Genomic DNA, 13877 nt, shown 5'->3' with positions numbered 1-13877 from the left:
CAGTTGGAAATGTCCGCGGCTGTACACACCGTCAGTTTCACAACTGTCTTCCGGACTCGCATGTTGACGGTCCGAATGGTTTACGGCCGCCCCGGCCACCCTCCACCGCCCCCGCCCGCCGGTCCGGAGCACGCCCGGAGGTCATGTAGAGTTAACGCCGTCAGCGCGCGCCGCTAGCTCAGTTGGTTAGAGCAGCTGACTCTTAATCAGCGGGTCCGGGGTTCGAGTCCCTGGCGGCGCACCGACAGTGAAGGCCTCTCGCAACCGCGGGGGGCCTTCGCCTTTGGGACGAGGTTTCCCCGGCATTGCAGGGGCGGCTGGGGGTCCGGGGGTTACCCCCCGGGGAATGCAGCATCAGCGGGTCCGGGGCTCGAATCCCTGGCGGCGCACCGACAGTGAAGGCCTCTCGCAACCGCGGGGGGCCTTCGCCTTTGGGACGAGGTTTCCCCGGCATTGCAGGGGCGGCTGGGGGTCCGGGGGTTACCCCCCGGGGAATGCAGCATCAGCGGGTCCGGGGCTCGAATCCCTGGCGGCGCACCGACAGAACGGCCCCTCGTGCAAGCGAGGGGCCGTTCTCGTGTTTGGCCGGATACCCTCTGGCCATGGCAGCGCGAGACCTCCAGGAGCGGATCAAGAAGCTCATCATCGACCGCCGGCTGGCCTCCGGGGCACCGCTGCCGACGGAGCCCGAGCTGATGGCGCATCTCGGTGCCAGCCGGAACTCCGTGCGCGAGGCGCTCAAGGGGCTGCAGGCGATGGGCATCGTGGAGATCCGGCACGGGTTCGGGACCTACGTCGGCACGATGTCGCTGGCCCCGATGATCGAGGGCCTCGCCTTCCGTACGGTCGCCGGGCACTACCGGGGCGAGGACACCCTGCTCCAGCTGGTGCAGCTGCGGGAGGCCGTGGAGACGGGGCTGGTGTCGCGGCTCGCGGGGCGGGTGCCGGAAGCCGATCTCGTTGAACTGGACGCGCTGGTCGACCGTATGGAAGAGCAGGCGGCGCACGGCGGTGACGGCATCGCCGAGACCGACCGGGCGTTTCACGCCACTCTCTACCGAGGGCTGGACAACGCGCTGCTGGGCGAGGTCATGGAGGCGTTCTGGGACGCCTTCCACCGCGTCCACACCGACCTCGGGGGTGCGCCACAGGATCCGCGGGTCACCTGCCGGCAGCACCGGGAGATCGTGGACGCGGTGCGGTCGGGCGATGCGATACGGGCGGAGGAGGCCATAAGAGACCACTTCGGCAACATCCGCGCCCGCGTATCCACAACGGGTACACAACACCCCCACAGGTGCCACAATGAGCGCGTATGACCGGTAAACACCTCGTTTCGCATCTTGCGATCATGTGGAACGACGTAGAACCCTGGTGATTGGTTTTTCAAGATGCTGCGGATACGCGGCAGTTGGGGGGCAAGGAGCCGGTTGCCGGTTTTTTCCGGGAGGTAGGGGACCCGGTTCATGACCGCATGCCGAGGGGGGCATGATGCAACCGGAAGGTCGCTGTTCCATGTCTATGGTGGAGAAGATGTGGTGACTGCGGCCCACCACTGATACGCCTGTGAACGGTCGAGGGGGACCGGAGCAGTCGTAAAGGAACCGACAGACACGCGGTGACCTGCGTGTGGGGGGATGACTCATGACGTCGACGCCGACGGGCGCCCGGCACAACTACGACCCGTCTCAGACAACTCAGCTCAGGGTGCCTTCGCAGACTCGGACCGGCGCGTTCCGCCGGATCAAGAAGACGCTGCCGAAGTACGACTACGAGCACTACAGCCGACTGGCAGGTCCCCTCACCCAGCCCGACCCGAACAAGCCGTACCGGGTCCAGTACCGCTCGCTGATATCGCAGGAGCCGCACCGGATCAGGGTCGCCCTGATGCTGGCGGCCGCTCCGCTGCTCTCGCTGGTCCTGCTGTTCTGGCTGCTGCAGCCCGAGCACTGGACCGAACGTGACTATCCCGCCTTCGACTTCCTGCCGGCGCTCGACATCGTGATGCTCGTCTCGATCGGCCTGATCGAGTTCTTCCGCTGCATGAACGTACTGTCCAACGCGCACGCCACGCTGGTCGCCCGCGACCCGATCCCGGTGGTGCCGGAGACCGGCACGAGAGTGGCCTTCCTCACCTCCTTCGTGCCCGGCAAGGAGCCGCTGGAGATGGTGACGAAGACCCTGGAGGCGGCCGTCAAGCTGCGCCACCGGGGTCTGATGCACGTCTGGCTGCTCGACGAGGGCGACGACCCGGAGGTCAAGGAGGTCTGCGCCCGGCTCGGCGTGCACCACTTCTCCCGCAAGGGCATCGCGAAGTGGAACCAGGTCAAGGGCCCGCACCGCGCCAAGACCAAGCACGGCAACTACAACGCCTGGCTCGACGCCCACGGCGACGACTACGACTTCTTCGCCTCGGTCGACACCGACCACGTGCCGCTGCCCAACTACCTGGAGCGGATGCTCGGCTTCTTCCGCGACCCGAACGTCGGCTTCGTCATCGGCCCGCAGGTCTACGGCAACTACGACAACTTCGTCACCAAGGCCGCCGAGTCGCAGCAGTTCCTCTTCCACGCCCTCATCCAGCGCGCCGGCAACAAGTACGGCTCCCCGATGTTCGTGGGTACGTCGAACGCCGTACGCATCAAGGCGCTCAAGCAGATCGGCGGCCTGTACGACTCGATCACCGAGGACATGGCGACCGGCTTCGAGATCCACCGCCACAAGAACCCGGCGACGGGCAAGAAGTGGCGGTCCGTGTACACGCCGGACGTGCTCGCCGTAGGTGAGGGCCCGAGCGCCTGGACCGACTTCTTCACCCAGCAGATGCGCTGGTCGCGAGGGACGTACGAGACGATCCTCAAGCAGTACTGGAAGGGCTGGTACTCGCTGCCGCCGAGCAAGCTCTTCAACTACACGATGATGATCATCTTCTACCCGATGTCGGCCCTCAACTGGATCCTGGCCGCGCTGAGCTGTGCGCTGTTCCTGGGCCTGGGCGCCTCGGGTGTGAACATCGACCCGACGATCTGGCTGATGCTCTACGGCAACGCCTCCGCGCTCCAGATCGGCCTGTACGTCTGGAACCGCCGCCACAACGTCTCGCCGCACGAGCCCGAGGGCTCCGGCGGTGTGGCCGGCATGGTGATGTCCGCGCTGTCGGCGCCGCTGTACGCGAAGGCGCTGATCGACTCCGCGCTGCGCCGCAAGAGCAAGTTCGTGGTGACCCCGAAGGGCGATTCGGCCAGCCCCGACCGGTGGTTCGGGACCTTCCGGTACCACTGGTACTTCATCGCGATCTTCGGCGCGTCCATCACCGCCGGGTTCGTGTACGGGCACGCGCACCCCGCGATGATCACCTGGGCGACGTTCGCCATGCTGATCACCGCGACGCCGATCTTCGCCTGGCGGTACATGCTGCGGCAGGAGAAGAAGAAGCCCGCGGCGACCGTTCCGGCTCAGCCGACGCCGGCTCAGCCCGCGGCGTACCAGCCGGAGCCGCAACCGCTGCCCGCGCAGCACGCTTCCCACGCCCCGCACGCGGCGCACGCGCCGCAGCACAAGCCGAGTTGGGCCGCCTCTGGCAGTAGTGGTAACGATCAGACGATGCAGATCGCCCTTGGTGGACTTGGGGGACGTAAGGAATGAACGACCGTGCAGGCCGCCGCCGCGCCCGTCGACTCGCGATAGGTACGGCGGTGGTACTCGCGCTGGCCGGAATGAACGGGCCGTGGCTCTATCGCGTCGGCACCGAGAAATACCACCAGTACCAAATCAACAAGCCCGAGTACAAAGCCGAGAACGGCAAGTGGGAGATCGTCGATTTCCCGGAGGAGTACCGCCAGAACACCATCCACGCGGCGCTCCTGCACACCGGCAAGGTGCTGCTGATCGCGGGCTCGGGCAACGATCAGGACAACTTCGACGCGAAGAAGTACGACACCCGGATCTGGGACCCGGTCAAGGGCACGATCAAGAAGGTCCCGACGCCGAACGACCTGTTCTGCACCGGCCACACCCAGCTGTCCAACGGCAACCTGCTGATCGCGGGCGGGACGAAGCGGTACGAGAAGCTCAAGGGTGACGTCACCAAGGCCGGCGGCCTGATGATCGTCCACAACGAGAACCCGGACAAGCCGATCACGCTGCCCGCGGGCACCAAGTTCACGGGCAAGGAGAACGGCAGGACGTTCGTCTCCAAGGACCCGGTGCTGGTGCCGCGCGCGAAGAAGGTCTTCGACAAGGCGACCGGCAGGTTCCTGCGCAACGACCCCGGTCTCGGCCGGATCTACGTCGAGGCGCAGAAGAAGGGCGCCAAGTACGAGACCGGCACCCAGGACAACTACCGGATCCAGGGTCTGAGCGGCGCCGACGCGCGTAACACGTACGGCATCGCGCAGAAGCTCGCCCTCGACAAGAAGGACTTCCAGGGCATCCGGGACGCCTACGAGTTCGACCCGGTCGCCGAGAAGTACATCAAGGTCGACCCGATGCACGAGGCCCGCTGGTACCCGACGCTCACCACCCTGAGCGACGGCAAGATCCTCAGCGTCTCCGGCCTCGACGACATCGGGCAGCTGGTGCCGGGCAAGAACGAGGTGTACGACCCGAAGACCAAGAAGTGGACGTACACGCCGAAGGTGCGCCAGTTCCCGACGTACCCGGCGCTGTTCCCGCTGGAGAACGGCAAGATCTTCTACTCGGGTTCGAACGCGGGCTACGGTCCTGACGACGTGGGCCGCGACCCGGGCATCTGGGACGTCGACACCAACAAGTTCACCAAGCTGCCCGGGCTGAGCGACCCCAAGCTGCTGGAGACGTCGGGCACGGTGCTGCTGCCGCCGGCGCAGGACGAGAAGTACATGGTGATCGGCGGCGGTGGCGTCGGCGAGTCCAAGGAGTCCAGCGAGAAGACGCGGCTCATCGATCTGAAGGACGACAGCCCGAAGTTCGTGGACGGGCCGTCGCTGGAGAAGGGCACGCGGTATCCGCAGGCGTCGGTGCTGCCCGACGACACCGTGCTGGTGTCGGGCGGTTCCGAGGACTACCGGGGGCGCGGGGACTCCAACATCCTCCAGGCGCGGATCTACCACCCGGACACGAACACCCTCGACCAGGTCGCCGACCCGCTGGTGGGCCGCAACTACCACTCGGGGTCGATCCTGCTGCCCGACGGCCGCGTGATGTTCTTCGGCTCGGACTCGCTGTACGCCGACGCGGCCAACACCAAGCCGGGCAAGTTCGAGCAGCGGATCGAGATCTACACGCCGCCGTATCTGTACCGGGACGCGCAGCCGTCGCTGTCGGGCGGCCCGCAGACCATCCAGCGCGGCGGGACGGGCACGTTCACCTCGCAGCACGCCTCGTCCATCCAGAACGTACGGCTGATCCGGCCGAGCGCGTCGACGCACGTCACGGACGTGGATCAGCGGTCGGTGGCGCTGGACTTCAAGAAGTCCGGGGACAAGATCACGGTGACCGTGCCGAAGAATCGGAACCTGGTTCCGTCGGGGTGGTACATGGTGTTCGTGACGGACGATCAGGGGACGCCGTCGAAGGCGCAGTGGGTTCGGGTGCCGTAGCACTCCCGCGGGTTCGCAGCCCCGCGCCCCTTTCGGGGGCGCGGGGCTGCCGTTACTCAGAGGCTTTCGCGAGGCTCAGGGCGTACTCCGCCCACCACTCGCCCGCCTTCGGACCGCCCTTGCACTCGCCGTCCGACTCGCCCGGCCGCTTGACCCACACGTACGCGTCGACCAGCGGGTCCGCCGTCTTGGTCGTCGGCGTCTCCCCCAGCGCGCGGCCCGGCGGGTTGCACCAGCGCTCGTCCGGGTTGCCCCCGGTGTAGGGGCCGTTGCCGTTGCGGCTGGTGTCGATCACGAAGGGCTTGTTGCCCACCTTGGCGGAGAGTTCCTTGCCGTACGCGATCGAGTCCTGGGTCGTGTAGAAGTTGGAGACGTTGACCGAGAAGCCGTCGGCCTGGTCGATGCCGGCCCGCTTCAGGGGCTCGAAGATCTGGTCGGGGTGGCCCCAGCCGGCGTTGCCCGCGTCCAGGTAGACCTTGGTGTTCTTCAGCGCCTTGAGCTTGGCGACGGCGCCGCTGAGGAGGTCGTAGCGCTCCTCGTGGTACTCCTGCGCCGTGCAGTTGTCCACCATGTGCAGCACCGCGTCCGGCTCCAGGATCACCGTCGCCGCACGGTCGCCGATGCCCTTGGCGACGCTGTCGACGAACGCCCGGTAGGCGTTGCCGTCGGCGGCGCCGCCCTCCGAGAACTGGCCGCAGTCGCGGTGCGGGATGTTGTAGAGGACGAGCAGCGCCGTACGGTCCGCCTTGTCGGCTGCCTCGGTGAAGCCGCGCGCCTGCTCTTCCGGGCTCTCCGGGCTGATCCACTCGCCCGTCGGCTGTTCCGCTATCTTGCGGATCTGCTCGGCGTCCTCCTTCTTGCCGGCCTTCTCGAAGGCCGCCAGTTGCTCTGCCGCGTTGCCGTCCGGGTTCACCCAGAACGGATCGGTCTCCTTGGGCTGTTGGCTGATCCCGGCGTCGGCGTTGTCCTCCGGCTCGTCGCCGTCCCCGGAGGACGAACAGCCCGCGATCAGCAGTGCGGCCCCCAGCACCACCGCGGACGTCCGCGCGCGAGCGACCCTCCAGGCCCCCCTCTTCAGGTACATCCAGCTCCCCCTCGGGTGCACTGTTCCAAGTCTCAATCCTGACATACCTGTCGTGGGGCACACGAGGTCGCCGAGCCTTGTCGGGGAGCTGTTACAGCCACGGTTCGGGGAGCTGTTACAGCCGCTGCGGCGGTTCCGATGAGCGGGGTGGGGCGCGCCCGCGGAGGGCGGCGTCAACAGGGGCCCAGGCGAAGGGGAGTGTGCGGTTGCTGGCCGCGCGGGCCGCCGGGTTCATGCTGATCGGCGAGGGCCGGACGGTGTCGCTGGCGGTGCGCGGCGCGCACCGGGAGGTCGCGACGGAACTGCTTCAGGCGCAGCGCGACGGCGGGCCCTGTCTGGACAGCTACGGCTCCGGCCGGCCGGTGCCGCCGGTCTCGATCAGGGCGGCCCGGGAAGCCGCCCGCCGGCCGGAGTTCACCGAGCGGGCACTCGTCCACGACATCGCCGCCACCTACGCGGTCCCCCTGCGCCACCGGCGACAACTCCTCGGCGCCCTCAACGTCTTCGTCCCCGGCCTCCCCGCCGAGGGCGACGACGGTACGGCGCTGCGGCTGGCCCAGATCGTCGCCGACTGCGCGGCCCTCGGACTGCGGAACAACACGTCGTACGTCCCATGCCGCACCGTCGCCGACCAGTTGCAGCAGGCGCTGTCGAGCAGGGTGCGCGTCGAGCAGGCCAAAGGCATGCTCGACGAGCGCTGGAACACCGCGGCCGACCGCGCCTTCGCGGGGATGCGGCAGTACGCGCGCCGCCATCGGCTGCCCCTGGACCGGGTCGCGCAGGCGGTCATCGACCGGGTCGCGGACGACGCCGCGCTGCGCCGGGAGGCGGAGGGGGCGGAGGAGGCGGACGGCGAGGGACGCGCGTAGTACGCCCTTCACCTTCCTCTGGGCCCCGCCCGTCATCCGTTCTACAGTCTTCTCCGGACGACCCCAGCCCCCGGTCGGACGAGTCCCCACTCTGGTCACAAGCCTCCCGCGCCGGTCGCCGGGTTACTCCCGCAGCCCGTGCGTGCGCGGTCGAGGACCGGCCCGGTCGGCGACTTCGGGGGGAGCGGGTCGCCGACCGGGCCAGGTGCGCCCCGGGTCGCTCACAGCCCCGTGCCCGTGAGGTACGCCGAGACGATCACGTTCGCCGAGCAGCCGCGGGTCGCCCGGTCGAAGGGGCCGCCGCAGGTGATCAGGCGCAGTTCGGCCCGCCCGGAGCGGTGGGCGCCGTAGGCCTGCCGGGCGTCGAAGCGGTCGCGGGCGACGACCTGGACGTCGTCCACGGTGAACTCGGCGAGCCTGCCGTCGTCGCGGAGCACCCGCACCGTCGCGCCCGGCTTCAGCGCGCCGATCCGGCGGAAGACGGCGGGCCGGGTATCGGTACCGGCATACCCCACCATCAGCGCGGCCCCGGCGGCTCCCGGCTTCACCCCGGCCGCGTACCACCCGACGACGTCGGCCTGGTCGTAGGGCGGCGGATCGACGGCGCCCTGCCGGTCGAGTCCCCGGGCGACGACCGGGGCCCGCACATCGAGGCCCGGCAGGTCGAGGCGCTGCGGCAGCGCTGCCCCCAACGGCCGTGCGGCGGGCGGCAGTTCCACCTGTGGTGGCCGTCCGACGGCGGCGACGTCGCCCGACACCGGCGCGGACAGACCCTGCTGTACGTCGCCGGCCTCCCGCCCCCACAGCCACAGCCCGAGCAGCAGCACGACCCAGGCCACGCCCATGAGGAGGCGGCCGCCGTAGGCGGGGCGTTCGTGGTCGGCCATGGTCAGCGGGGCTCGCGTCTGCGGCGGGCGCTGCGCAGCGCCACGGCGGTGGCGGCGACGCCCGCGAGGACCAGCCCGGTCACGGTGTGCGCCGTGCCGGGGCCGGCCGCGCGGGCGTCCACGGCGGCGGCGTGTGCGGTGCCACCGCCGCCGGCGGGGACGGGGGCCACGGGAGAGGCGGGGCCCGAGGGAGAGGCGGGGGCCGAGGGCCGCGCCCCCTGCCGTACGACGGTGACGGCGCCCGTGCGGGAGGTGTCCCCGCAGGCGACCTTCACGTCGTACGTGCCCGCCGTGAGCGTGGAACGGATGCGGCTGTCGCCGACGAGCGTGCCGTCCGCTCCGGCGGTGAGGCGTGCGTCGGCGACGAACGCGGTGGAGGCGGCGGTGGCCGTCTTCTGCGCGCAGCCGCTCATCCGCAGCGCGATGTCGCCGCCGGGGCGGGGGGACGACGGACTGACCGAGACACCCCCGTCCGCCGCGTAGGCCGCCGGGACGGCGGCGACCGCACCAAGGGCGGCGACCGCACAGAGAGAGACCCGCAGTGATCCCATCGTGAACCTCCAGATATCTGGAGACTCCCCCCGGGGCACCGGCCCCGCATCCTCAGCGGGGCCTTTACTGCTCCGTACGGGTCGTGTTCCGGGCCGGCCGCCACGCGGCGGAGCCGCTTTCGGCCGCAGTCATATCCGGTCGACGAGGTCCGCGATCGAGTCCACGACCTTGGACGGCCGGTACGGGAAGTTCTCGATCTGCGCGGGCCGGGTCAGGCCGGTGAGCACCAGGAACGTCTGCATCCCTGCCTCCATGCCGGCCAGTACGTCGGTGTCCATACGGTCGCCGATCATGGCGCTGGTCTCCGAGTGGGCGCCGATGGCGTTCAGGCCGGTGCGCATCATCAGCGGGTTCGGCTTGCCCGCGAAGTACGGGCTCTTGCCGGTCGCCTTGGTGATCAGCGCGGCCACCGCACCGGTCGCCGGGAGCGGTCCCTCGGCGGAGGGGCCGGTCTCGTCGGGGTTGGTGCAGATGAAACGGGCGCCGTCGTTGATGAGGCGGACCGCCTTGGTCATGGCCTCGAAGGAGTAGGTGCGGGTCTCGCCGAGGACGACGTAGTCCGGCTCGTGGTCGGTGAGGATGTAGCCGATGTCGTGCAGCGCGGTGGTCAGGCCCGCCTCGCCGAGGACGTACGCCGAGCCGCCCGGACGCTGGTCGTCGAGGAACTGGGCGGTGGCCAGTGCCGAGGTCCAGATGTTCTCGATCGGCACTTCCAGGCCCATGCGGTTCAGCCGGGCGTGCAGGTCGCGCGGGGTGTAGATCGAGTTGTTGGTGAGGACGAGGAAGGGCTTGCCGGACTCACGCAGCTTCTTGATGAAGGCGTCGGCGCCGGGGATCGGTACGCCCTCGTGGATGAGCACACCGTCCATGTCGGTGAGCCATGACTCGATGGGCTTGCGGTCTGGCATGTTCGCGCTCTCCTGCCGTGCGTGCTGCGTGAGCCCCACCCTAAGCACAGGCCCGATCTTCAGGGAACGGTCAGTTTCCAGTGGCTTCCTTCCGTTCACCGGGAAGTCCGGCTCAGCGGCGCCTCCGGGCGACCAGCAGCGCGGCGCCGGCCAGGAGCATGGCCACGGTGGCGGTGAGGGTGGCGCCGTTGGGTGACGCGAGGCCGGTGCGGGCGAGTTCGTCGGCGAGGGTGAGCTGGTTGCGGGCGGTGCCGGGGCCGGGGGTGGCCGAGGGGCCCGGAGAGGCGGAGGGCGCGGGGTCGGCCGAGGCGTCCCGGGCTGCCGGGTCGGTCGCGTCGGCCGCGTCATCGGCCGCATCGGCCGGGTCGGCTTCGATGGTGAAGCGGTAGTCGTTGGACTGGCCGACCCAGTCGCCGTCGCTGTCGTGGCGTTGCACGACGGCCGCGTTGGCGATGACCTCGTTCGGTACGGCGTCCGAGGTGATGGCGAGGCGGACCTTCACGGAGACGGTCCTGCCGGGACCGACGGTGAATCCGGGGAAGCCGCGCGGGCCGCCGAAGGCGCCGACGAGTTCGTCCTCGTCGGTGGTCTCGAAGCGGACGGGGTGGGGGCGGGTGCCGTCCGGGCTGCCGTCCGGGCTGCCGTAGAACTCCAGGCGGGGCTGGGACGGCTTGAGGGCACGCTCGCCGTCGACGAGGACGACTACGGGGTGGATGCCGGTGCAGGTGCGGCCGGTCGTGTTGGTGAGGTCCAGGTACCAGATGCCGAATCCGCCGCCGGCGGCGTAGGAGGCGGGGCCGCCGTGGAGGCGGGTGGTGAGGGGGAAGGCCCCGTCGTCGGTGGCGCAGCTGGGGAGCGCGGCGAGGGGTTCCGCGCGCACCGGGGGCGCTGCGGCGAGGAGGGCGGCTGCTGCGAGGCAGAAGGGAACGGGTGAGTGCAGTCGCATAAACACATGACCATGCCGGGCGGGGGCGGCTTCCGGAGGGTGCCATTCCGTACGGCCCCCGCAAGTCCCCTCGATCAGCGCACGGGGATCAGGGCACGCCGATCAGCACCGGCACCCCCTCACCCCTCGGCCCGCCCGAACAGCGGCGCCAGCAGCAGCTGAGCCGCCCCCTCGGCGACCCCCCGCCCCCCGCCGGAGGCGACCCGCACCGGTACCGCGTCCCCGCCCGCGCGCCGGGCGCGTTCGTCGAGGACGGCGGCGACTCCGCGTACGAAGGTCTCGGGCGCGGCGGCGACGGTGCGGCCGCCCAACAGGACGAGGTCGACGTCGAGCAGGGCGACCAGGTTGCCGGCCGCGGTGCCGAGCACACGGGCCGCCTCCGCCGTCTCGCCCCGCGCCACGGCGGCCAGGCACAGCGCCTCGACGCAGCCGCGGTTGCCGCACCCGCAGGGCGGCCCGTCCAGCTGGACGACCTGGTGCCCGAACTCCCCGGCTCCCGTACGGGTGCCCCGGTGCACCGCTCCCCCGATGACGAGCCCGCCGCCGAGCCCCGCGCCGAAGTGCAGATAGGCGAAGGACGCGAAGGCCCCGGCCTCTCCGCCGACCGCCAGCCCGAGGGCGGCGGCGTTGGTGTCCTTGTCGACGACGACCGGCAGGGAGAGGCGCCGCGCGAGCACGTCCCGCAACGGGAAGCCGTTCCACTCGGGGAACCCGGTGACCCGGTGCAGCACACCGCGCCGATGGTCGAGGGGCCCGGGCAGCGCGACGCCGACCCCGAGCACGGCATCCGGTCGACGGCCGCTCCCGGCCGCCCTGTCCGCCCCGTCCGCCAGCTCCTCCACCTCACGCACCGCCCGCTCGACGACCGTCTCCGCACCGGCCCCCAGATCCAGCGGGGCCCGGCGCTGAGCGACCACGGCTCCCGTCAGATCACAGAGCACGGCCGTCAGCTCGTCCCGGTCCAGATGCAGCCCCACCGCATGCCCGGCCCCCGGCACCAGCCGCAGCACCGTACGCGGCTTGCCGCCCGTCGACGCCCGGCGCCCCGCCTCCGCCGCGAGCCCGTCCTCCCGCAGCCGGGCGGTGATCTTGCTGACCGCCTGCGGGGTGAGGCCGGTGCGCTCGGCGAGTTCGAGCCGGCTGATGCCCTCGGGGCCTGCCGTGCGCAGCAGGTCGAGCACGAGGGCGGCGTTGTGGCTGCGCAAGGCGCCCAGCTGCATCGAATCGCGGCTCCGCCGCGCGGCGCCGCCGACGGTGCCGCCGCCCGTGCCGCCCTTCATGGCGCCCGCCACCTCACCGCCGGAACCGCCCTTCGTCCTGTTCACGCCGCCCATTGTCCCCGGCGCTTGCACTTTGGCAACAGCGTTGCGAAAGTGGGCGGCATGAGTGCTACTCCCCTCCGCGTCGGCCTGGTCGGCTACGGCCTCGCAGGCTCCGTCTTCCACGCGCCGCTGATCGCCACCACCGAGGGGCTCGCCCTGGACACGGTGGTCACGTCGAACCCCGAGCGGCAGCAGCAGGCCCGCGCCGAGCACCCGGGCGTACGGGTCGCCGCCGACCCCGACGAGCTGCTCGCCCGCTCCGCCGACCTCGACCTGGTCGTCATCGCGTCCCCGAACAAGACGCACGTCCCGCTCGCGACCGCCGCCCTGGAGGCGGGCCTCCCGGTCGTCGTGGACAAGCCGATCGCCGGCACCGCGGCCGAGGCACGCGAGCTGGCGGCGCTGGCCGAGGAGCGCGGCCTGCTCCTCTCCGTCTTCCAGAACCGCCGCTGGGACAACGACTTCCTGACCCTGCGCCGGCTGCTGGCCGAGGGCGAGCTGGGCGACGTATGGCGCTTCGAGTCCCGCTTCGAGCGCTGGCGGCCGCAACTCAAGGGCGGCTGGCGGGAGTCCGGCGACCCGGCAGAGATCGGAGGTCTGCTGTACGACCTCGGCAGCCATGTCGTCGACCAGGCACTGGTCCTCTTCGGCCCCGTCACGCGGGTCTACGCGGAGTCCGACGTCCGCCGCCTGGGCGCCGAGACGGACGACGACACGTTCATCGCCCTCACGCACGCGAGCGGCGTCCGCTCCCACCTCTACGCCTCCGCGACGACCGCCCAGCTCGGCCCCCGCTTCCGGGTGCTGGGCTCGAAGGCGGGCTATGTGAAGTACGGCCTGGACCCGCAGGAGGCGGCACTGCGGGAAGGGCAGCGCCCGGACACCGCCGCCGAGTGGGGCACGGAACCCGAGTCGATGTGGGGCCGAGTGGGCTCCGGCGATTCCCCCCTGACGGGCGGCGGCCGCGTCGAACCCACCCTCCCCGGCGACTACCCCGCCTACTATGCGGCCGTGGCAAAGGCTCTGCTGGACGGCGGCCCCAACCCGGTGACGGCCCTGGAAGCGGCCGCCGCCCTCGACGTACTGGAAGCGGCCCGCCGTTCGGCCCGTGACGGAGTGGCGGTGGCACTGTGACGACGCACAAGACGCACAACCCGGAGATCACCCCGAAGTTCCACCCGGAGCTCACCCCGCCCCTGGAGGAGCTGGAAGCCCAGGAACGCCGTCTGGTCTTCCGGCAGTTCACCTACGACGACGCCTGGGCCCTCGGCTCCCTCCTGGTCGAGATGGCCCGCGAGCGCCAGGCCCCGGTCGCCATCGACATCCACCGCGCCGGCCAGCAGCTCTTCCACGCGGCCCTCCCCGGCTCCACCCCCGACAACGACGCGTGGATCGCCCGCAAACGCCGAGTGGTGGAGCGCTACGGCGCCTCGTCGTACGTCGTCGGCGCCCGCTTCCGGGCCAAGGGCACGACGTTCGAGGAGTCCTCCCGCCTGGACCCGGACACGTACGCGGCCCATGGGGGCTCGTTCCCGATCAACGTCGAGGGGGTCGGCGTGATCGGGTCGGTGACGGTGAGCGGACTGCCGCAGCTGGAGGACCACCGGTTCGCGGTGGAGGCGCTGGAGGAGTTCCTGAGCAAGCAGTAAGGGCAACGCCCTCGTCTTTCGTCTTTCAGGGGCGCGGGGAACTGCGCGACAAGCCACGACGAAGCCGCGGCCGCCCCATCA

Annotated in this window: 12 protein-coding genes and 1 tRNA gene; 7 read left to right on the top strand and 6 right to left on the bottom strand. The window is 70.6% G+C overall.

The window, feature by feature from the left end:
* The first annotated feature begins 167 nt into the window (after window positions 1-167).
* From QQM39_RS28775 to QQM39_RS28760, 4 genes are all read left to right on the top strand, one after another.
* Window positions 168-241 (top strand) — tRNA-Lys (locus QQM39_RS28775).
* A gap of 361 nt (window positions 242-602) precedes the next feature.
* Entirely contained in the window at window positions 603-1319 is a 717-nt protein-coding gene (locus QQM39_RS28770) for a FadR/GntR family transcriptional regulator (RefSeq protein WP_302000462.1), read from the top strand.
* Between the two features lie 325 nt (window positions 1320-1644).
* Complete coding sequence (locus QQM39_RS28765) at window positions 1645-3645, top strand: glycosyltransferase family 2 protein (RefSeq protein ID WP_302000461.1); 2001 nt, start codon at window positions 1645-1647, stop codon at window positions 3643-3645.
* Window positions 3642-5579, top strand: a complete 1938-nt coding sequence (locus QQM39_RS28760) for a kelch motif-containing protein (protein WP_302000460.1) — start codon at window positions 3642-3644, stop codon at window positions 5577-5579. The genes QQM39_RS28765 and QQM39_RS28760 overlap by 4 nt, the downstream gene beginning before the upstream one ends.
* A 52-nt stretch (window positions 5580-5631) precedes the next feature.
* On the opposite strand, the gene QQM39_RS28755 is transcribed toward QQM39_RS28760, so the two are convergent.
* The gene (locus QQM39_RS28755; RefSeq protein WP_302000459.1) at window positions 5632-6663 is read right to left on the bottom strand and encodes a glycoside hydrolase family 6 protein; all 1032 of its coding nucleotides are present in this window, start codon (window positions 6661-6663) and stop codon (window positions 5632-5634) included.
* A gap of 200 nt (window positions 6664-6863) precedes the next feature.
* Between QQM39_RS28755 and QQM39_RS28750 the strand changes: the two genes are divergently transcribed.
* Window positions 6864-7532, top strand: coding sequence for an ANTAR domain-containing protein (locus QQM39_RS28750; protein WP_302000458.1), 669 nt, complete (start codon window positions 6864-6866; stop codon window positions 7530-7532).
* 221 nt (window positions 7533-7753) lie between these two features.
* On the opposite strand, the gene QQM39_RS28745 is transcribed toward QQM39_RS28750, so the two are convergent.
* The 5 genes from QQM39_RS28745 to QQM39_RS28725 all read right to left on the bottom strand — a co-directional run bounded on the left by QQM39_RS28745 (window position 7754) and on the right by QQM39_RS28725 (window position 12045).
* A complete protein-coding gene (locus QQM39_RS28745) occupies window positions 7754-8419 on the bottom strand; it encodes a class F sortase (protein WP_302000457.1) in 666 nt (221 codons plus the stop codon).
* 2 nt (window positions 8420-8421) lie between these two features.
* A complete protein-coding gene (locus QQM39_RS28740; protein ID WP_302000456.1) occupies window positions 8422-8970 on the bottom strand; it encodes a hypothetical protein in 549 nt (182 codons plus the stop codon).
* 129 nt (window positions 8971-9099) lie between these two features.
* Window positions 9100-9879: an HAD-IIA family hydrolase gene (locus QQM39_RS28735; protein ID WP_302000455.1), complete on the bottom strand. Its 780-nt coding sequence runs from the start codon at window positions 9877-9879 to the stop codon at window positions 9100-9102.
* Between the two features lie 112 nt (window positions 9880-9991).
* The gene (locus QQM39_RS28730; RefSeq protein ID WP_302000454.1) at window positions 9992-10825 is read right to left on the bottom strand and encodes a hypothetical protein; all 834 of its coding nucleotides are present in this window, start codon (window positions 10823-10825) and stop codon (window positions 9992-9994) included.
* 119 nt (window positions 10826-10944) lie between these two features.
* The gene (locus tag QQM39_RS28725) at window positions 10945-12045 is read right to left on the bottom strand and encodes an ROK family transcriptional regulator (protein WP_302003757.1); all 1101 of its coding nucleotides are present in this window, start codon (window positions 12043-12045) and stop codon (window positions 10945-10947) included.
* 162 nt (window positions 12046-12207) lie between these two features.
* Here QQM39_RS28725 and QQM39_RS28720 point away from each other — a divergent pair, with 162 nt between their 5' ends.
* A complete protein-coding gene (locus QQM39_RS28720; protein ID WP_302000453.1) occupies window positions 12208-13281 on the top strand; it encodes a Gfo/Idh/MocA family oxidoreductase in 1074 nt (357 codons plus the stop codon).
* Window positions 13278-13796 (top strand): heme-degrading domain-containing protein, encoded by a 519-nt coding sequence (locus QQM39_RS28715; protein ID WP_302000452.1) that lies wholly within the window; start codon window positions 13278-13280, stop codon window positions 13794-13796. The genes QQM39_RS28720 and QQM39_RS28715 overlap by 4 nt, the downstream gene beginning before the upstream one ends.
* Window positions 13797-13877: the final 81 nt, after the last annotated feature.

It is taken from the genome of Streptomyces sp. DT2A-34 (assembly GCF_030499515.1).
In the GTDB taxonomy this organism is placed as follows: Bacteria; Actinomycetota; Actinomycetes; order Streptomycetales; family Streptomycetaceae; genus Streptomyces.
Note: the sequence above shows the minus strand (reverse complement) of the source record. Positions and strands in the feature narration are given on the sequence as shown.